We start from the raw sequence: 19,298 nt of genomic DNA on the forward strand, positions 1-19,298 counted from the left end.
ATCGACCGGCGTCCGCGACGAAACGCAGCGCCGTCGCCTACTCCCACACGAAAGCGATCTTGCGAATTGCCTTCTGGTCGAACACCTCGACGCCTTCGGCAACGTCGCGACCGCCGGCCCCACGATAAAAGGACATGGCGTTGTGATTTTCTTCGAGCGCCCAAACCACCAGCCCGTCCAGACCGTGATCGGCCAGTTTTTCACGCGCCGCCACAAACAACCGCGAACCGAGGCCGATGCCCTGATATTCAGGCCTCAAATAAAGTTCGTAGATTTCACCCTGCTGCGGCAGTTCCTGCGCCCGGTTGCGCCCCATCGTCGCATAACCGGCGATCGCGCCGCCGCATTCCACCACCAGCACGCAGGCCGAGCGGCGAATCGCGCTTTGCCACCAGCGGCAATCGCGCCGATTGATCATCTTGGCCAGGGCGCGATGGGGAATGATGCCCGCATAGGCGCCCTGCCAGGCGTCCATATGCACGGCGGCAATCGCCAGGGCATCGTTTTCCTGGGCACGGCGGATGTCGATGGTAAGCGCGGTCTTCATGATTTGTTAACCTTAACGCCACCGCCGGGTCTCCGGCAAGGTGTCGCTGAACTTGTCCGCAGCACGATTGGGCTGGACGATCAGAGTTCGACCAGATGGTCGTCGAGCTCGTTGGGGTTGTCGGCACCCTTCGGGAAATGGTGCGCCAGGAGATCGGCGGCCTGCTCGACGGCGTCCACGAACCCGTCTGCGATGCGCGCCTCGGCCGCGCATGCGGTCAGCTGCGCGACGGCGTCGTCCCAGTTTTTCTGCGCGACCTTGTTGGCGATGCCGGCATCGGCGACGATCTCGCCATAACGTTCGGCGAGCGACAGAAACACCAGCACGCCCGTGCGTCCTTCCGTGCGATGGACGTTGTGGGCCAGGAACTGCTTGACGGCATTGTCGTGCGCGCGCCGGTAGCGCAGCCCGCGCGGCACCAGGTGCAGGCGCAGTGCCGGGAACAGCCAGATCACCGCCAGCGCGGCCGCAAACGCCGTCGCCTGCGACAACGCCAAGGCCGCCAGGCCGATATCGATCCAAAGCCGTTCCAGCGCCACGGCGGCGAGCACGCCGGTGATCAGGATACCGGTCGCCAACATGAAGGCCGCGGGGAAGAAATAGTCGTCGCTGCGGCGCGCGAGCACGCAGAAGATTTCGCCCGAGGTGCGCGCCTCCGCCGCGGCGATCGCCTGGTGGACGCGCTGGCGTTCGATTGGCGAGAGAACCGGCTTTTCCATCATCGTCTCCTACCAGCTCCCCGAGGCGCCGCCGCCGCCGGACGAGCCGCCACCGCCGGAAAATCCGCCGCTGCTTCCCGACGACCAGCCCGAACCGGACGAGCCGCTGCCGGAGCGTCCGGAGGAACCGTAGGTGATGTCCATGCCCAGCCAGCGATAGCGCCCCGGGCCGATTTTCTTGCCGAACAGCCGTGCAAACAGCGCGAATCCGAAGGCGCCGAAGAACAGAACGAACCACACCAGGACGAAAAGATGCTCGAAACCCAGCCCCGAGCCCGAAGGCTGGTTGCGCTCCGCCCGCGCCTCCAACTCCGCCCCATTGCCCTCCAGTACCAGGATGATGTCGTCGACGGCCCGGCTGATGCCGCCGGAAAAATCGCCGGCCCGGAACGCCGGTACCATGGTGTTTTCGATGATCAGCTTGGCGTGCAGGTCGGTCAGCGTGCCTTCCAGCCCGTAGCCGACCTCGATGCGCATGCGCCGGTCGGCCTTGGCGACCAGCAACAGGATGCCGTTGTCCTCGCCCGCCTGCCCCAGTCCCCAGGCGCGGAACAGTCGGTTGGCGAACGGTTCGATCGCCTCGCCATCGAGACTGTCGATGGTCGCGACCACGATCTGGTCCGACGATTTTTGCTCGAAATCGGCAAGCCGGACCACGAGCGCGGCTTCGGTTTCGGCATCGAGCAGGCCGGCATTGTCGACGACGCGGCCGGTAAGCGCCGGCAGTTCGGCCGCCCCGGCCGCCGGCGACAGGCAAAGCGCGGCCAGGTTCCAGAAAGCCAGGGCGACTGCAAGGCGCACCATCGGCGCGACTGGACCGGATACATGCCGCAGGACGTTCACAGCCTCCTCCCCGGCACGGTCAGTCGGCTTGCCCGGCTCCGAAATCGACCTTCGGCACGTCGATCTTGTCTTCGGCCACTGAGAAATTCTCGTAGGGTTCGTTGCCGGTGAACCACAGCCAGGCCCAGATCATCGAGGGCAGGGTCTTCAGCGCGGTGTTGTAGACGCGTACGGCCTCGATATAGTCGCGCCGCGCCACCGCGATCCGGTTTTCCGTGCCCTCGAGCTGCGCCTGGAGGGCGAGGAAATTCTGGCTGGCTTTCAGGTCGGGATAGTTTTCCACCACGGCCAGCAGCCGCGACAGCGCGCCGGTCAGGGCGGACTGGCCTTCCTGGAAGGCCTTGAATGCCTCGGGGTCGGTGAGCGCGTCCGCCGACACGCTGACCTGGGTCGCCTTGGCACGCGCCTCCACCACCGCTTCCAGCACCTCGCGCTCGTGCGCGGCATAGGCCTTCACCGTCTCGACCAGATTGGGGATCAGGTCGGCGCGGCGCTGATACTGGTTCAAAACCTCGCTCCAAGCCGCCTTGGCCCGCTCCTCGGCCGTCGGTATGGTGTTGAAGCCGCAAGCCGACAGCAACGGCGCCAACAAGAAAATGACCGCGAGAACGCGCGCGCGGCGCATTCCGCTGGCCGGTTCGAGATCAAAAGCCGCCATGAACCCTCTCCACTGCCGATCGCGCCTAAACTAGCCACCCGCCGCCGACTTGCAAGCGGGACGATACCGCACGTCCCCCCTGTGATGCGCCAGCCAAATCCGCTAGCATTCCGGTCCGGAGACGAACATCATGGCCGAGCCCAACAATCACGGCGATCGCGAAGCGCAGCGGATCCTGAATCGCGTCCAGCAAGAATCGGACCCGTCCGGCTCGCTTGCCGCGCGCGCGACCAAGAAAATGCGCGATCACGTCGCCGCCGGGGACGCCGACCAGGGCGACTGGATCGAACTGTGGGGCACGCGAATCGGCCGCGTTCTGGGGCTGGGTTTGCTGGTCATCTTACTGGTATCGCTGGCGCGGCTTTTTATCGGCGCATGACCGTGTCGCCTGCCGATCCGTCCGCCAAACCGGCCGTCATCGTCATTTCCAGCCATGTCGCCCGCGGCTCGGTCGGCAATCGCGCCGCCGTGTTTGCGCTGGAAAGCCTAGGTTACCCGGTCTGGGCGGTACCGACGGTGATTTTGCCGTGGCATCCGGGCCACGGGCCGGCCACCCGTATCGTACCGGACGACGAGGCCTTTACGGCGCTGCTGCGCGACCTTGCCGGCTCGCCCTGGCTCGGTGAGGTGGACGCGGTGCTGTCTGGCTATCTCGCAAGCCCGGCCCAGACACGGGCCGTGGCCGCCCTGGTCGAGACCGCCAGGCAACGCAATCCGGGCCTGCTTTATGTCTGCGATCCGGTGATGGGCGATTTCGGCGGCCTTTATGTCGCCGAGGCGCTGGCCGGCGCCATTCGCGACCGGCTGATCCCGCTTGCCGACATCGCCACACCCAACCGTTACGAACTGGAATGGATGGCGCAAAGGCCCTTCAACGATATCGCAGCGGTGGTGGACGCGGCGCGCGCACTCGGCCCCGCGACTGTGCTCGTGACTTCGGCGCAGGCGCGCGAAGCGGGCGCGACGGCCAATCTTCTGGTGCGCGAGGGCGCAACCCTGCTTGCCGAACACGGTCTGATCGACAACCCGCCCAACGGGCTCGGCGACCTGACGGCGGCGGTGTTTCTGGCCCGCGTGCTTGCCGGCGCGAGCGCGGCGGACGCGCTCGAAAGCACCACGGCGTCGGTCTACGCGATCCTGGCCGGCACGGCCGCGCGCGGCGGCGACGAGCTCGAGATCGAAACCGACGCCCACCATCTCGTCGATCCGGCAGTGTCGGTGCGCATACAGGCCGTCAGCGCGGACGAACGCGGCGGCACGCGGTGAGCCTGGTCCTGCCGGCCGGGCGCACGGTCGCCGGCGTGGACGGCTGCAAGGCGGGCTGGATTGCAATCGTCCAGTCCGGGCGGCAGCGACCGGCCGTCGCCGTGTTTTCCCGTTTCGCGGCGCTGGCCCAGAGCCTGCCCGGCGACGCGGTGATCGCCGTGGACATGCCGATCGGCCTGCCGGAGCGCGTTGGTCGGGCTGGGCGCGGGCCGGAAAAGCTGGTGCGTGCCGAGCTCGGCGAGCGGCAATCGGCAGTGTTTTCGATCCCCGCCCGCGCCGCCGTCTATGCCGAAACCGAGCCCTTCACCACGCTTGAGGCCTGGTATGCCGCCCATCGCCGCGCCAGCGCGGTGGCACGCGCGACCTCCGATCCGCCGCGCGCCGTCTCCATCCAGGCTTTTGCCCTGTTCGCCAAGATCCGCGAGCTGGACATGCTGCTGCGCAGCGATCCCGGCCTTGCCGAACGGGTGATCGAATCCCACCCCGAGGCCGCGTTCTGGCGGCTCGCCGGAGGCTCGCCGATGCGCTTGCCGAAAAAGATCAAGGGGCGCGTGAACCCGGCAGGCATGGCCGAGCGCCGAGCCCTTCTCGCCCGCCACGGCCTGCCGGTCGCGATCCTGGAGGCCGCGCCGCCGGCGGGAGCGGGCGCGGACGATCTGCTCGACGCCGCCGCGGTGCTGATCGTTGCGGCGCGTTTCGCGCGCGGCGAGGCGGTGCCGTTTCCCGATCCGCCGGCCCGCGACCGCTACGGGCTGCCGATCGCCATCTGGACCTGAACGTCGCTTTACAATTGACCCGGACCAAAGACTGTGGCTATCGAACATCCATGAACGATTTGCCCGATCGCCTTCTCGCCGGATACCGGCAATTCATGGGCGGCCGCTACGCCGCCGAAACCGCACGCTATCGCGACCTTGCCGCCAAGGGCCAGTCGCCGGAGACGATGGTGATCGCGTGTTGCGATTCGCGCGCCGCGCCCGAGACCATTTTCGATTCCGGCCCGGGCGAGCTTTTCGTCGTGCGCAACGTCGCCAATCTGGTCCCGCCCTACGAGCCCGACGACCGCCATCACTCGACCTCGGCGGCGCTGGAATTCGCGGTCCAGAGCCTCAAGGTCAAGCACATCGTCGTGCTCGGCCACGGCCGCTGCGGCGGCATCCGCGCCGCCCTCGACCCGTCCGCCGAACCCTTGTCCCCGGGCGATTTCATCGGCCGCTGGATGGGGCTGGTCGCGCCGGCAGCCGAAGCCGTGAGCGGCAACAGCTTGATGACCGCGGGCGAACGCCAGACCGCGCTCGAGCGCATCTCGATCCGCTATTCGATCGCCAATCTGCGCTCGTTTCCCTGCGTCAAGATTCTCGAGGACAAGGGACGGCTTTCCCTGCACGGCGCCTGGTTCGACATCGGCTCGGGGGAACTGTGGGTGATGAACCGCAAAACCGGCGATTTCTTCAGGCCCGATAGCGAGTGAGCTGCCGGGCCGGACCGCGCCCGCGGTCTCAGCTTACCGGACCGCCATGGCGCGGCGGCGTCGCCGTCATCGGCGGCGGCTCCGGCAGCAGGCGCCAGATCGCCCAACTCGCAATCGCGATCAGGCCGAGCGCCGGCACCACGATCGCCAGCGCCGTCACCGGTTCGCCGATCAACGCGGCCACCAGCCCGCCGACCAGCCCGGTCCCCATCTGCAGGAAACCGGTCATCGACGAGGCCGAACCGGCAATGCGCGGAAAGGGCGCCATGGCGGCGACCGACATGGCGGGCATGACGAAGGCGATGCCGAACGCGTAAAGACTGACCGGCGCCATCACGATCAGAAAGGTCGGCTCCCACACGCGCAGAAAGACCGCCATCGCCAGGCTTCCGGCGGCGACGAAGGCCAGACCGATCGGCACGAGCCGCGCCGGTGCCAATATGCGCAACGTCCACCGCGCGACGAGCGATCCCGCAAAGAACAGGCCCGACTGCATCAGCATGCCGACGCCGAACTGCGCCGGCGTCAGCCCGACGCGGTCCATCAGGATGAAGGGAAGCACGGTGGCCTGGGCGTAAATGGCGCCCATCGTGCCTGCGATCACCAGGCTCGACAGCATGAAATATCCGTTGCCGAGCAAGGTCGCGTAGGCGCGGATCAGCGCGGCCGGCCGGATGCGCGACAGGTCCCGCGTCACGGTCTCGCGCAGGCACAGGATCGTCACGAAAACGACCACGACGCTCATCAACGCCATCAGCACGAAGACCGAATGCCAGCCGGCAAGCTCGATCGCGATTCCGCCGAGCGTCGGCGAGATCGCCGGTCCGAGCGCGAGGATAATGCCGATCAGATTGGTGATCCGCACCGCGCGTTCGTCGTTGAACAGGTCCCGCACGACCGCGCGCGCGATGGCGATCCCGACGGCGGCCCCGATCCCCTGCAGCAACCGCGCCACGATCAGCACCTCGATCGTCGGCGCGAACATGGCCAGGACGCTGGCGGCGAAAAAGATGCCCATGAAGCCGATGGTCACAGGCTTGCGGCCAAACCCGTCCGACAGCGGCCCACAGACGAGCTGCGCCAGGGCGAAGCCGGCGAAATAGAGCGAAAGCGTGAGTTTTACCGCCGCTTCGGTGGTGTCGTAGACCCGCACCAATTCTGGCATTGCCGGGGTGAACAATGCCAGCGAGATCGGCCCCACCGCCGCCAGCAGCGCGCCGATCACGCCCACACGCCGTTCCGACATGCGCGCGGCTGCGGCCGGACCGGGCGCGACGACGTTCATGCCGGCCTGTCGCCAGCCTGGCTGCGCATGGCGGCCAGATCGGCGCGGATCTGCTTCAATTCCTCGAGGAGTTGGCCCCAGCGGGCCTGCGGCATGCCGCGCGACAAGTCGGCGCGCAATTGTTCGCTGATGCGCCGGACATGATCGAGAACCGCGTCGGCGGCCGGTGTCAGGTCCACCAGCTTGGCGCGACGATCCGCCGGGTCGGGTTTTCGGCTGACGAGCCCACGCGCCTCCAGCCGGTCGAGATAGGTCGACAGGGTCATGGCTTCGAGCCCCATCCGTTCGGCAAGCACGTTCTGGCGCACGCAGCCGATGCGCGCGATATTGGCGAGCGTGCGCCCTTCGGCCGGCGTGACCGACAGGCCGGCCTGCGCGATGCGGCGCTCCATTTCCGCGCGCATCAACCGCGAAAGGTCGCCGATGATGAACCCGAACGTATCGGGGTCCAGATGACGTGGCAATTTACTAAGCATCCCTTATAGTAAGGTATACTTATGATTTCGCTTGTTGCGAGTCAAGCCGTTGCAAGCCGGCCTTGGCGGGCCTAAATCCAGACGGCCCAACAATCGGAAATACCATGCCCGACACAAACGCCGCCTTCGCGCTCGAGACCCATCCGTTGGTCGATTGGACCGCACCGTGCGGCCTGCCGGATTTCGCCCGCATCCGCGACGAGGACTTCGCCGAGGCCTTCGATGCCGCGCTCCTGGCCCATCGCCGCGAGATCGACGCGATCGCCGCCAATCCGGAGTCCGCGACGATCGACAACACGCTGGCCGCGCTCGAACTCGCCGGCCAGCCCTTGTCGCGCATCGCCGCCATCTTCTGGTGCAAGGCCGGCGCCCATACCAACGACGTGCTCCAGGCGCTCGAACGTGAAATCGCGCCCGCCATGGCGCGTCATTTCTCGGCCATTGCGATGAACGCGGCGCTGTTTGCCCGTATCGACGATCTGTATCGACGCCGCGACGCACTCGGCCTCGATCCCGAAACGGCCCACGTGCTGGAAAAGACCTGGAAGGGGTTTGTTCGTTCCGGCGCACGACTCGGCGAGGCCGACAAGGCGCGCCTTGCCGAAATCAACGAGGAACTGGCCGGGCTCGGGGCGCAATTCGGCCAGAACGTGCTCGCCGATGAAAGCGACTGGGCGCTGTTTCTCGACGAGGCCGATCTCGACGGCCTGCCCGAGCCGCTGCGCGCGGCGATGGCCGAAGCAGCCGACGGGCGCGGCCGGAAGGGGTGTTTCGCCGTGACGCTGTCGCGGTCGATCATCGAACCGTTTCTCGCCCATGCCGAACGTCGCGACCTGCGCGAAGCGGCGTTCAAGGCCTTCGTCGGCCGTGGCGACAATCGCGGCAAGACCGACAACGCGCCGATCGTGGCGCGCACGCTCGCCCTGCGCGCCGAAAAGGCCCGGCTTCTCGGTTATGCCTCCTACGCGGCGCTGAAGCTCGACGACACCATGGCGAAAACGCCCGAAGCGGTGTTCGGCCTGCTCGATCCGGTCTGGCGGGAAGCCAAGCGCAAGGCGGCGGAGGACCAGGCCGAACTACAGCGGCTCGCCGCCGCCGAGGGTCTGAACGCACCGATCGCCGCCTGGGACTGGCGCTACTTTCAGGAAAAGCTGCGCCAGGAGAAGTTCGCCTTCGACGACGGCGCGCTCAAACCCTTTTTCCGGCTGGAAAACGTCATCGCCGCCTGTTTCGATGTCGCCGGGCGCCTGTTCGGCCTGATCTTCGAGGAGAAGAAGGAACTTGCCACCTGGCATCGGGATGTGCGCGTGTTCGAGGTGAAAAACGCCGACGGCGCGCACCGCGCCATGTTCTTAGCCGACTATTTCAACCGCCCATCGAAGCGGTCGGGCGCGTGGATGAGCCGGCTGCAGGCGGCCTGGTCGCTTGGCGAAGGCGCGACGCCGATCGTCTTCAACGTGATGAATTTCGCCAAGCCGCCGGCCGGGAAACCGGCGCTGCTGTCGCTCGACGAGGCCCGCACGCTGTTTCATGAATTTGGCCATGCGCTGCATGGCATGCTGAGCGAGGTGACCTGGCCGTCCGTCTCCGGCACTTCGGTCGCGCGCGATTTCGTCGAGCTGCCCTCGCAGCTATACGAACACTGGCTGACCGTGCCGCAAATTCTGGAAAAACACGCCCGCCACTACGAGACCGGCGCGCCGATGCCGGCCGAGCTGGCCGCGCGCATGGAGGCGGCGCGTAATTTCGACGCCGGCTTCGCCACTGTCGAGTTTGCCGCCTCCGCGCTTGTCGACATGGCCTTTCATGCCCGCTCGGAAGCGCCTGAGGATCCGCTTCGTTTCGAAGCCGAAACGCTTTCTGGCCTCGGCATGCCGGACGCGATCGCCATGCGCCACCGCACACCGCATTTCCTGCACGTGTTTTCCGGGGACGGCTATTCGGCCGGTTATTATTCCTACATGTGGTCGGAAGTGCTCGACGCCGACGCGTTCAGCGCCTTCGAGGAGAGCGGCGACCCGTTCGACCCGGCGCTGGCGGAGAAACTGCGCCGCCACATCTACGCCGCCGGCGGCACGGCCGACCCGGAAGCGCTTTATCAAGCCTTCCGCGGCCAGATGCCTTCGCCCGAGGCGATGATGAAAAAGCGCGGCCTCGCCTGATTGTCTACCGCCCGCTACGCGTAGGGATCCTTGGGCGCGCGATCGTCCGACAGCGAGGGCCGGGCGCGCTCTACCAGCGCCTCGATCGCGTCGGCAAGATGCACGGCGGCGATGTTGTAGTTGCCGCGCGCGACCCGGATTTCATGCGCGGCCATCAGCACGTCGGCATGGCAGAAACCCTGCGGCGGCTCGAAGCGATAGCAGGCCAGTTCGATCAACAGGCCGAGTGGGTCCTTGAAATAGATCGAGTCCATGAAGCCGCGATCCTTGACCCCGCTATGGTCGATCTTGCGTTCGTCGAGCCGATCCACCGCTTGCAGAAAGGTGGCGCGCGACACCGAAAAGGCGATGTGGTGCACGCAGCCGGGCTCGGTCGGCGTGCGCGCGGGGTCGGGTTTGCGGCTCTCGTCGGTAAAGATGGTGATCAGCCGGCCGTCGCCCGGATCGAAATAGAGATGGCTCTCGCTCGCCCTGTCGAGATTCGGCTGCTCGAAAACGAACGGCATGCCGAGCACGCCCTCCCAAAAGTCGATCGAGGTTTGCCGGTCCGCACCCACCAGCGTGATGTGGTGCACGCCCTGCGACTGGAGTTTCTGCATCCGCGCCTCCCTTTCCGGTCATCGCCCTGCGGCGTTCTTGCGGGCACAGACGCTGCCCCACGCCGCTTCTCGCCGCGTCCCTAACACAGCCGGCGAACCGTGCCGGACTGTCGCACAGGATATAAAAACCGGTCTATATTGAGCACGCGCCCCGTCAGGCCACAACCACCGCAGGAGCACCCCATGCAATGGTCCTTCCCGATCGGCCGGCTGGCCGGCAGCGAGATTCGAATCCACCTCACCTTCTTCCTGCTGCTTTTGTGGATCGGGATTGCGCATTTCCAGCACGGAGGCTCGGCCGCCGCCGTGGAGGGCATCGCCTTCGTGATCGCGATCTTCGCCTGCGTGGTTCTGCACGAGCTCGGCCACGCGGTCGCGGCGCGGCGCTACGGCATCGCGACGCCGCGCATCACCCTGTTGCCGATCGGCGGCGTTGCCGAACTGGAGCGGATGCCGGAAAAGCCGTCTGAAGAGATCGTCGTGGCGCTCGCCGGACCGCTGGTCAACGTTGTGATCGCGGCAGTCCTGTTCCTCATACTCGGCGCCCAGGTCGATACCGGCACGCTGACGGCGATGGAAGACCCCGCCGGCGGCTTCGTGGCGAGACTGGCGGCGGTCAATGTCGTGCTTGTGCTGTTCAACCTGATTCCCGCCTTCCCGATGGATGGCGGCCGGGTGCTGCGGGCCTTGCTGGCCACGCGCTATCCGCGTGTGCGCGCCACCCAGATCGCGGGCACGGTCGGCCAGTTCGCGGCCTTCGCCTTCGGTTTTCTCGGGCTTGTCGGGGGCAATCCGCTTTTGATCTTCGTCGCGATCTTCGTCTATCTCGCCGCGACTGCGGAAACCCAGGTCGTTGGATTGCAGGACGCCGCGCGCTCGGTCGCGATCCGCGACGCCATGATCACCTCATACGAGGCACTCGGTCCGACCTCGACCCTATCGCATGCCGCAGATCTGCTGTTGCACACCACCCAGCACGAATTCCCGGTCGTGGACGGCGGCGGCAGGCTGCGCGGCGTGCTCACCCGCGCCGGGCTGGTCGAGGGCATGCGCGAAAACGGCGCCGACGCCCCGGCGGTCGAGGCGATGGTGCACGACATCCCCTCCGTCCGCGAGCAGGACGGGCTCGACGATGCCCTCGCGGCCCTGCAGAAAAGCGGGGCGCCGGCTGTGGCGATCGTCGACGGCGACGATCGTTTCCTCGGCTATGTCACGATGGAGAATATCGGCGAACTGATGATGCTGCGCGCCGCGACGGCGTAGACGGAGGTCGACGACATCGCTCAGTCGGGAAAACACGCTTTCGGAATGTCGGGCCACACCGCCTCGTCACAACCCAATGCCGCGCGGCGACGCTTAAACTCGTCGGAAATCGGCCCGGTGACGACCGGATCGACCCAGGCGACCGACGCCTCCATCTCCTCCGGCAGAACGCCTTGCCGGTCCGGCGCGCTCACGCCGTCCCGCTCGTGCGGGGCCGGCGGACTGGCTACCAGCATGCCCGGAACGCCGAGCGCGACGGCCAGCGCCGTCATCATGGCCACGGTCCACCGCCTTCCGGCGCGAGTTTGCACGGCTGGTTGGTCATTCATGCAGGCATGACGCGCGAAATTCGTAAATGTTCCGTAAATTTCTCCGCCTGCCCGCCACGACCGGCATTTGGCCGCCGGGCGGAAGCCGATGCGGGAAGCCCCTTTCGCAGATGCGAAAAAGCCTGTAAGAGCGCCGCACTGAAACGGGCGCGGCAAAAGGAAGCGCCCCCGAAGCTTCCGAGAGACACATGAACCTCCGCAATATCGCGATCATCGCGCACGTCGACCATGGCAAGACCACGCTGGTCGACGCGTTGTTGAAACAGTCCGGCGCCGTGCGCGAACATCAACGCGTGAGCGAACGCGTGATGGACTCCAACGATCTGGAGAAGGAGCGCGGCATCACCATTCTCGCCAAGGCGACGTCGGTGGAGTGGAAGGACACGCGCATCAACATCGTCGACACACCCGGCCACGCCGATTTCGGCGGCGAGGTGGAGCGCATCCTGTCGATGGTCGACGGCGCCATCGTGCTCGTCGATGCGGCCGAGGGGCCGATGCCGCAGACCAAATTCGTGGTGGGCAAGGCGCTGAAGGTCGGGCTGCGCCCAATCGTGGCCGTCAACAAGATCGACCGGCCGGATGCGCGCGCCGACGAGGTCATCAACGAGGTATTCGATCTGTTCGCCGCGCTGGACGCCACCGACGAGCAGCTCGATTTTCCAATTCTCTACGGCTCCGGCCGCGACGGCTGGATGGCCGAACAGCCCGAAGGTCCCAAACAGGACGGGCTGGCACCGTTGTTCGATCTGGTGCTGAACCACGTGCCCGCGCCGACCGTCGCCGAGGGCCCGTTCCGCATGATCGGCACGATCCTGGAAGCCAACCCGTTTCTCGGCCGCATCATCACCGGGCGCATCGAGGCCGGGTCGCTGAAGCCGAATCAGGCCGTCAAGGTTCTGCATCACGACGGCTCGCTGCTGGAAACCGGCCGCGTGTCGAAAATTCTCGCCTTTCGCGGCCTCGAGCGCCAGCCGATCGAGGCCGCGCAGGCCGGCGACATCGTCGCCATTGCCGGATTGTCGAAGGGCACCGTCGCCGACACGTTCTGCGATCCGGCCCTGGCCGAGCCGATGCCGGCCCAGCCGATCGATCCGCCGACCGTGACCATGTCCTTCATCGTCAACGATTCCCCGCTCGCCGGCACCGAGGGCGACAAGGTCACGAGCCGCGTCATCCGCGACCGGCTCTTGCGCGAGGCCGAGGGCAATGTCGCGCTGAAGATCGAGGAATCGAACGACAAGGACTCCTTCTACGTCTCCGGTCGCGGCGAGTTGCAGCTCGCCGTTCTGATCGAGACCATGCGCCGCGAGGGTTTCGAGCTTGCCGTCTCGCGCCCGCGCGTGGTCATGCAAAAGGACGAGACCGGCCAATTGCTCGAGCCGGTCGAGGAGGTCGTGATCGACGTCGACGAGGAGCATTCCGGCGTCGTCGTGCAGAAGATGTCGGAGCGCAAGGCCGAGATGATCGAACTCAAGCCGTCGGGCGGCGCCCGCCAGCGGCTGGTTTTCCACGCGCCCACACGCGGCCTGATCGGCTATCAGTCGGAACTGCTGACCGACACGCGGGGGACCGCGGTGATGAACCGGCTGTTTTACGAATACCAGCCCTACAAGGGCGAATTGCCCGGCCGCACCAACGGCGTCCTGATCGCCAACGAACCGGGCGAGGCCGTCGCTTATGCGCTGTGGAACCTCGAGGATCGCGGCCCGATGGTCATCGATCCGGGCGTCAAGGTCTATCAGGGCATGATCATCGGCATCCATTCCCGCGACAACGACCTCGAGGTCAACGTCCTCAAGGGCAAGAAACTCACCAATGTGCGCGCCGCCGGCAAGGACGACGCCGTCAAGCTGACGCCGCCGGTGCGCATGACGCTTGAGCGCGCGCTGGCCTGGATCGAGGACGACGAGCTGGTCGAGGTGACGCCGAAATCGATCCGGTTGAGAAAGCTCTATCTCGATCCGCACGAGCGCAAACGCTTCGAAAAGCAGAAGGCGGCCGGAGCGGCCTGACCATCGTCAGACGAACAGCGCCCGCGCCTTTTCGACCTCCGCGCCGATAAAGGCCGACACCGTCTGCACCCGTTTCAGCGGCCGGACGGTCTCGTGGTAGACCAGCCAGTAGGCGCGGCGGATCGGCGGGACTGCCGGCACAGGAACCAGCTCGGCGTGGCTGCGGGCGATGAAGGTGTGCAAAATGCCGATGCCGGCTCCGGCGCGCACCGCCTCCGCCTGGCCGAGCGCCGAGGAGATCTGGAACCGCGCCTGCCAGCCCGGCGAGAACTCGGCCGCATAGTCGAGGCTCGGACTGATGGCGAGATCCGCGACATAACCGACCAGCCGGTGCGCGGCCAGTTGCTGCGGGGTCTGCGGCAAGCCGTATTGCGCGGCATAGGCGCGCGAGGCGTAAAGACCGAGCGTGTAGTCGACCAGCTTGGCCGCGACCAGCCGTCCCTCGCTGGGGCGTTCGACGGTGATGGCGATATCGGCCTCGCGCCTGGACAGCGAAAACGAGCGCGGCACCGGCACGAGCTGGACCGACAGATCCGGGTGTCGCGCCGTCAGCGTGCCGAGTCGCGGCGCCAGAAAGGCGACACCGAAACCGTCCGGCGCGCCGATCCGGACCGTGCCGGCGATCTCGTCGCCTTCGCCGGCGATCTCCGCCCGCGCCGCGATCATGTCCGCCTCGATGCGCTCGGCGACGGCGAGAAACCGCTCGCCGGCTTCCGTCATGTCGCTGCCGGAGGTGGTGCGACGAAACAGGCGCGCCTTCAGGCTGGCCTCGAGCGCGGCGATGCGCCTGGAGACCGTGGCATGGTTGAGCCCGAGCCGGCGTGCGGCGCCCAGGATCTGTCCGGCGCGCGCAACCGCCAGGAATATCCGAACATCGTCCCAGTTCACCACCTTGCCCGCACAGCCGCCTTGTTTGCAAGGAATAATGAACCGATCATGTCCGTTCGTCAAATTTTGCACAACGGGTGCGTCGCCGCTCGCGTTGCTTTCCGCGTGGGGAAGCGGGACAATGTTGCCGACATCCGATCCAAGGGAGCGAAACGATGCAGGAACTCGGACATTTTATCGGTGGTGAGCACGTCGCCGCAACGGGCGGCCGCAGCCAGGATGTGATGCAGCCCATGGACGGCTCGGTGCGCGGCAAGGTCGCGCTCGGCTCCAAGGACGATCTGCGCAAGGCGGTCGAAAACGCCAAGGCGGCGCAGCCGGCCTGGGCCGCGACCAACCCGCAGCGGCGCGTGCGCGTGCTGATGAAGTTCCTCGACCTGGTCCAGCAGGAAATGGAGTCTTTGGCCGAACTGCTCGCCCGCGAGCATGGCAAGACGATTCCCGACGCCAAGGGCGACATCCAGCGCGGCCTCGAGGTCGTCGAAGTCTCCATCGGCGCGCCGCACATGATGAAGGGCGAGTTCACCGACGGCGCCGGCCCCGGCATCGATGTCTATTCCATGCGCCAGCCGCTCGGCGTCGTCGCCGGCATCACGCCCTTCAACTTTCCCGCCATGATCCCGTTGTGGAAGATCGGCCCGGCGATCGCGGCCGGCAACGCCTTCATCCTCAAGCCGTCCGAGCGCGATCCGGGCGTGCCGATGCGCCTCGCCGAACTGTTCATCGAGGCCGGTCTGCCGAAGGGCATCTTGAACGTCGTCAACGGCGACAAGGAGGTGGTCGACGCCATCCTCGACGATCCGGACATCAAGGCCGTCGGTTTCGTCGGCTCGACGCCGATCGCGCAGTATATTTACGGCCGCGCCACCGCCAACGGCAAGCGCGCCCAGTGCTTCGGCGGCGCCAAGAACCACATGATCATCATGCCCGACGCCGACATGGACCAGACCGTCGACGCGCTGATCGGCGCCGGTTACGGATCGGCCGGCGAACGCTGCATGGCGGTCTCGGTCGCCGTGCCGGTCGGCAAGGAGACCGCCGACCGCCTGGTCGAACGGCTGATTCCGCGCGTGGAGGGGCTCAAGGTCGGCCCGTCGACCGACGTCTCGGCCGATTTCGGCCCGCTGGTCACCAAGCAGGCGCTGGAGCGCGTCAAGGGTTACGTCGATCTCGGCATCGAGGAAGGCGCCAAGCTCGTCGTCGACGGCCGCGGCTTCACCATGCAGGGTTACGAGGACGGCTATTACATGGGCGGCTGCCTGTTCGACCACGTCACCTCCGACATGCGCATCTACAAGGAGGAGATCTTTGGGCCCGTCCTGTCGGTGGTTCGCGCCAACACCTATGAAGAAGCGTTGAAGCTGCCCAACGAGCATGAATACGGCAACGGCGTCGCCATCTTCACCCGCGACGGCGACGCCGCGCGCGATTTCGCCGCCCGCGTCGAGGTCGGCATGGTCGGCGTCAACGTGCCGATCCCGGTGCCGATCGCCTACTATACGTTCGGCGGCTGGAAGGGTTCTGCCTTCGGCGACCTGAACCAGCACGGCCCGGACGCGTTCCGCTTCTACACCAAGACCAAGACCGTCACCTCGCGCTGGCCGTCCGGCGTCAAGGACGGCGCGGAATTCGTCATCCCGACCATGAACTGATCGTCGCGGACCGCTTCGATCGGCAAGCTGCGGCCCCAGCGCCGCAGCGTCGCCCCACCGACAAGCCCCGTCGATTTCCGGCGGGGTTTTGTCATTTGGCTGGCGCGCTGAAGTTCCCGACTGCTGGCAGTCGGTTCGCCGTTCGCACACGCGTTAAAACAAGAAGCTGGAGCCGGTCTGCGAATCCGTGAAAAGCAGAACGGCCCTAACGGCGCGCCGCCGCGTCGGCGTGGGCGTACAAAAGATCCATCAGTCGCCCGGCCTCGGCCGCAGCGGCCGCCTCGTCGCGGTCGAGAATGGCACGGATCAGGGCGACATGGTGCTCTGCCGCCTCGGTCAGGCCGGTATCGCTTTTGTAGCGAAACCAGAAGCGGCGGCTATGCGTCTGCAACGGCGCCGCCAGACGCGAGGCGAACGGGTTTTCGGCCGCCAGCGCCATCGCCTCGTCGAGCGCCTTGTCCGCCTCGAGAAAGAAGATCACGTTGCCGGAGATCACCGCCCGCTGCATCGCCATGGCGGCATCGCGGAACTGGCTGCTGGCGGCGTTGGCAACGTTGCGCGCCGCCTCGCGGGCAAGCACGATCTCGACGCCGCGACGCGCGTCGATCACCTTGCGCCAATCGCCGGCGTGAAGCGCGGCAATGGCGATCCCCGCCCGGGGCCGAATTTCGAGAAGACCTTCCCAGGCGAGCCGCTGGATCGCCTCGCGCACCGGCGTGCGTCCGAGCCCGACCTGGTCGATCAGTCCAGCCTCGGTCGTAACGCTGGACGGCGCCAGTTCCAGCGTCACGATCATCCGTTCGAGCGCGTGATAGGCGCGCGCCGCCGCCGGCTCGGCTGGTTTTGTTTCCGTCACACGGGCTCTCCTTGATATATCGTTGATATATCATAAGGCGTCGCCGCTTGACAAACGCTGCTGTAGTCAGATATATCATAGATATATCAGAATGGGAGCCGGAACGATGTGGGCAGGCGTCTACCCTGCGGTCACGACCAAATTCACCGAGGACGACCGCCTCGACCATGCAGAGATGGAGCGCTGCTTCGGGCTGCAGATGGACGCCGGCTGCGACGGGCTGATCGTTGCCGGATCGTTGGGCGAAGGGCCGATGCTGTCGACGGCCGAAAAGCTCGAAGTGCTGGCGACCGCGCGCGCGGCCGCCGCCGGCAAACCCGTCCTGCTGACCATCAACGAGCCCGGCACCCGCGAGGCCTGCGCTACGGCCAGGGCCGCGGCCAAGGCCGGCGCCGACGGCCTGATGGTTGTGCCGAGCCCGATCTACCACACCGACCCGCGCGAGACCGCCGACGCGCTCAAGGCGGTCGCGGCCGCCGGCGATCTGCCGGTGATGATCTATTCCAACCGGGTCGCCTATCGCGTCGACGTCACCGTGCCGGTCATGCAGGAACTGGCGGACGATGAGCGTTTCGTCGCCGTCAAGGAATCCTCCGACGACATCCGCCGTTCGACCGAGATCATCAACGCCTTTGGCACACGGTTCGACCTGTTCACCGGCGTCGACAATCTTGTCTTCGAGGCGCTCGCCGTCGGCGCCGTCGGATGGGTCGCCGGCATCGTCGTCGCCTTCCCGCGCGAGTCGGTGGCGATCTATCGGCTGATGAAGCAGGGCCGCCGCGACGAGGCGCTGGCGATCTATCGCTGGCTGCGTCCGCTGGCCGATCTCGATGTCTCGACCTATCTGGTCCAAAACCTCAAACTGGCCGAGGCGCTGGCGATCGGGTCCAACGACCGCGTGCGCATGCCGCGCCAGCCGCTCGCCGGCACCCGCCGCGCCGAGGTCGAAAAGATCGTCCGCGACGCGATTGCCGTCCGGCCCGATATCCCGGCCTTTTGACCGCCCCGATGGCCGCTCCGTCGCAAAGCCCGGTCGATGTCGCCATTATCGGCGGCGGCATTATCGGCATCTGCGCGGCCGCGGCACTGGCCGCTGCCGGCCGCAAGCCGCTGGTCATCGACCGTACCGGCATCTGCGAGGAAACCAGCGCCGGCAATGCCGGCGCGCTCGCCTTTTCCGACGTTTTGCCGCTCGCCCAGAAAGGCATGCTGCGCAACCTGCCCAAATGGCTTACCGATCCGCTCGGCCCGCTTTCGGTTCCCCCCGCCTACGCGCCGCGGCTGTTGCCGTGGTTTTTGCGCTTTCTGGCCGCCGCGCGCCCCGCACGCTACGGCAATGCGCTCGCCGCGCAGGCGGCGATGATGGGCCTCGCCGAAATCGAATGGGCCGCGCTCATGGCGCGTACGGGTACCGAACCGATGCTGCGCGAGGACGGCTCGCTCGAGCTTTACCAGAACGACGCCGAATTTCAGGCCTCGCTCGACGGCTGGCGCGCGCGCGAGCGCTTCAACATCGCATTCCGTCACCTCGACCGCGCCGGCATCGAGGCGCTGCAGCCTGGCCTGGCGCCGCAGTTTTCGCGGGCCACCTTCGTGCCGGGCTGGAAGACGGTGTCCGACCCGCAGCATCTCGGCAAGGCGATCTGGCGCAGGGCCGAAACCGATGGCGCCGCCTGGATGCACAGCGAGGTGGTGGTGATGACCCCGGCCGAAAAACGCGTCGCGATCCAGTTGCGCGAGGGGCGCACCATCCTCGCGCGCAGCCTGGTCGTCGCCGCCGGCGCCTGGTCGCACCGCTTCACCCGCGCCTTCGGCGATGCCGTGCCGCTCGAAACAGAACGCGGCTACAACACCACCTTGCCGGCCGACGCGTTCGATCTCAGGCGTCAGCTCATCTTCTCCGCGCACGGATTTGTCGTCACCCCGCTTGAAACCGGCATTCGTGTCGGCGGCGCCGTCGAGCTCGGTGGACTGAAGCGTCCGCCAGACTACCGTCGCGCCAGGGCGATGCTCGAAAAGGCCAGGCGCTTCATGCCCGCGCTTCAAACCGGCAATGGACGCGAATGGATGGGCTACCGGCCTTCATTGCCCGATTCGCTGCCGGTGATCGGCCGCGCGCGCACTGCCGAAAACGTCTATTATGCCTTCGGCCACGGCCATCTCGGCCTCACCCAGGCCGCGGCGACCGGGCGCCTGATCCGCGATCTGGTTTCGGGCGAGGCCCCGCCGATCGATCTTGCCCCTTTCAGCCCGCAGCGATTTTGAACGA

20 protein-coding genes are annotated in these 19,298 nt (G+C 66.6%); 10 read left to right on the forward strand and 10 right to left on the reverse strand.

Features of this window, described 5'->3' with window-relative positions; all coding sequences use genetic code 11:
- Positions 1-37: 37 nt before the first annotated feature.
- From C7T96_RS05595 to C7T96_RS05610, 4 genes are all read right to left on the reverse strand, one after another.
- On the reverse strand, positions 38-547 hold the full coding sequence (locus tag C7T96_RS05595) for a GNAT family N-acetyltransferase (protein ID WP_106570197.1): 510 nt from the start codon (positions 545-547) through the stop codon (positions 38-40).
- Between the two features lie 80 nt (positions 548-627).
- Positions 628-1,269 (reverse strand): TPM domain-containing protein, encoded by a 642-nt coding sequence (locus C7T96_RS05600; RefSeq protein ID WP_106570198.1) that lies wholly within the window; start codon positions 1,267-1,269, stop codon positions 628-630.
- A gap of 6 nt (positions 1,270-1,275) precedes the next feature.
- Entirely contained in the window at positions 1,276-2,070 is a 795-nt protein-coding gene (locus C7T96_RS05605; protein ID WP_106570509.1) for a YgcG family protein, read from the reverse strand.
- A gap of 58 nt (positions 2,071-2,128) precedes the next feature.
- Positions 2,129-2,734 (reverse strand): LemA family protein, encoded by a 606-nt coding sequence (locus C7T96_RS05610; protein WP_245414088.1) that lies wholly within the window; start codon positions 2,732-2,734, stop codon positions 2,129-2,131.
- Positions 2,735-2,897: 163 nt separating this feature from the next.
- On the opposite strand from C7T96_RS05610, the gene C7T96_RS05615 reads away from it, so the two are divergent.
- Genes C7T96_RS05615 through C7T96_RS05630 form a run of 4 tightly spaced genes read left to right on the forward strand, consistent with a single transcriptional unit; the run spans position 2,898 to position 5,504 of the window.
- Positions 2,898-3,146 carry a hypothetical protein gene (locus tag C7T96_RS05615; protein WP_106570200.1) on the forward strand — a complete coding sequence of 83 codons (249 nt, stop codon included), beginning with the start codon at positions 2,898-2,900 and terminating at the stop codon, positions 3,144-3,146.
- The gene (pdxY, locus tag C7T96_RS05620) at positions 3,143-4,033 is read left to right on the forward strand and encodes a pyridoxal kinase PdxY (protein WP_106570201.1); all 891 of its coding nucleotides are present in this window, start codon (positions 3,143-3,145) and stop codon (positions 4,031-4,033) included. The genes C7T96_RS05615 and pdxY overlap by 4 nt, the downstream gene beginning before the upstream one ends.
- Entirely contained in the window at positions 4,030-4,809 is a 780-nt protein-coding gene (locus tag C7T96_RS05625; protein ID WP_164749799.1) for a DUF429 domain-containing protein, read from the forward strand. The genes pdxY and C7T96_RS05625 overlap by 4 nt, the downstream gene beginning before the upstream one ends.
- Positions 4,810-4,859: 50 nt before the next feature.
- A complete protein-coding gene (locus C7T96_RS05630) occupies positions 4,860-5,504 on the forward strand; it encodes a carbonic anhydrase (protein WP_106570202.1) in 645 nt (214 codons plus the stop codon).
- 28 nt (positions 5,505-5,532) lie between these two features.
- On the opposite strand, the gene C7T96_RS05635 is transcribed toward C7T96_RS05630, so the two are convergent.
- Positions 5,533-6,789, reverse strand: coding sequence for a multidrug effflux MFS transporter (locus tag C7T96_RS05635; protein ID WP_106570203.1), 1,257 nt, complete (start codon positions 6,787-6,789; stop codon positions 5,533-5,535).
- Positions 6,786-7,253: a MarR family transcriptional regulator gene (locus C7T96_RS05640; RefSeq protein WP_106570511.1), complete on the reverse strand. Its 468-nt coding sequence runs from the start codon at positions 7,251-7,253 to the stop codon at positions 6,786-6,788. The genes C7T96_RS05635 and C7T96_RS05640 overlap by 4 nt, the downstream gene beginning before the upstream one ends.
- Positions 7,254-7,369: 116 nt before the next feature.
- Between C7T96_RS05640 and C7T96_RS05645 the strand changes: the two genes are divergently transcribed.
- Positions 7,370-9,427, forward strand: coding sequence for a M3 family metallopeptidase (locus tag C7T96_RS05645; protein ID WP_106570204.1), 2,058 nt, complete (start codon positions 7,370-7,372; stop codon positions 9,425-9,427).
- A 14-nt stretch (positions 9,428-9,441) separates the two neighbouring features.
- On the opposite strand, the gene C7T96_RS05650 is transcribed toward C7T96_RS05645, so the two are convergent.
- The gene (locus C7T96_RS05650; RefSeq protein WP_106570205.1) at positions 9,442-10,026 is read right to left on the reverse strand and encodes a VOC family protein; all 585 of its coding nucleotides are present in this window, start codon (positions 10,024-10,026) and stop codon (positions 9,442-9,444) included.
- Between the two features lie 183 nt (positions 10,027-10,209).
- Here C7T96_RS05650 and C7T96_RS05655 point away from each other — a divergent pair, with 183 nt between their 5' ends.
- Positions 10,210-11,289: a site-2 protease family protein gene (locus C7T96_RS05655; RefSeq protein WP_106570206.1), complete on the forward strand. Its 1,080-nt coding sequence runs from the start codon at positions 10,210-10,212 to the stop codon at positions 11,287-11,289.
- A 20-nt stretch (positions 11,290-11,309) separates the two neighbouring features.
- On the opposite strand, the gene C7T96_RS05660 is transcribed toward C7T96_RS05655, so the two are convergent.
- On the reverse strand, positions 11,310-11,564 hold the full coding sequence (locus C7T96_RS05660; RefSeq protein WP_106570207.1) for a hypothetical protein: 255 nt from the start codon (positions 11,562-11,564) through the stop codon (positions 11,310-11,312).
- Positions 11,565-11,806: 242 nt separating this feature from the next.
- Here C7T96_RS05660 and typA point away from each other — a divergent pair, with 242 nt between their 5' ends.
- Positions 11,807-13,633: a translational GTPase TypA gene (typA, locus tag C7T96_RS05665; RefSeq protein ID WP_106570208.1), complete on the forward strand. Its 1,827-nt coding sequence runs from the start codon at positions 11,807-11,809 to the stop codon at positions 13,631-13,633.
- 6 nt (positions 13,634-13,639) lie between these two features.
- Here the strand turns inward: typA and C7T96_RS05670 are convergent, their stop codons facing one another.
- On the reverse strand, positions 13,640-14,521 hold the full coding sequence (locus tag C7T96_RS05670) for a LysR family transcriptional regulator (protein WP_106570512.1): 882 nt from the start codon (positions 14,519-14,521) through the stop codon (positions 13,640-13,642).
- A gap of 155 nt (positions 14,522-14,676) precedes the next feature.
- On the opposite strand from C7T96_RS05670, the gene C7T96_RS05675 reads away from it, so the two are divergent.
- Entirely contained in the window at positions 14,677-16,173 is a 1,497-nt protein-coding gene (locus C7T96_RS05675) for a CoA-acylating methylmalonate-semialdehyde dehydrogenase (protein WP_106570209.1), read from the forward strand.
- Between the two features lie 205 nt (positions 16,174-16,378).
- Here the strand turns inward: C7T96_RS05675 and C7T96_RS05680 are convergent, their stop codons facing one another.
- On the reverse strand, positions 16,379-16,969 hold the full coding sequence (locus tag C7T96_RS05680; RefSeq protein WP_106570513.1) for a GntR family transcriptional regulator: 591 nt from the start codon (positions 16,967-16,969) through the stop codon (positions 16,379-16,381).
- A gap of 166 nt (positions 16,970-17,135) precedes the next feature.
- Between C7T96_RS05680 and C7T96_RS05685 the strand changes: the two genes are divergently transcribed.
- Together C7T96_RS05685 and C7T96_RS05690 are read left to right on the forward strand one after the other, a co-directional pair.
- A complete protein-coding gene (locus C7T96_RS05685) occupies positions 17,136-18,029 on the forward strand; it encodes a dihydrodipicolinate synthase family protein (protein ID WP_106570210.1) in 894 nt (297 codons plus the stop codon).
- 8 nt (positions 18,030-18,037) lie between these two features.
- Positions 18,038-19,294 carry an FAD-dependent oxidoreductase gene (locus C7T96_RS05690; protein WP_106570211.1) on the forward strand — a complete coding sequence of 419 codons (1,257 nt, stop codon included), beginning with the start codon at positions 18,038-18,040 and terminating at the stop codon, positions 19,292-19,294.
- The last annotated feature ends 4 nt before the right edge of the window (positions 19,295-19,298 follow it).

Origin of the sequence: Nitratireductor sp. StC3 (assembly GCF_003015025.1) — a bacterium.
GTDB lineage: Bacteria > Pseudomonadota > Alphaproteobacteria > Rhizobiales > Rhizobiaceae > Mangrovimarina > Mangrovimarina alexandrii.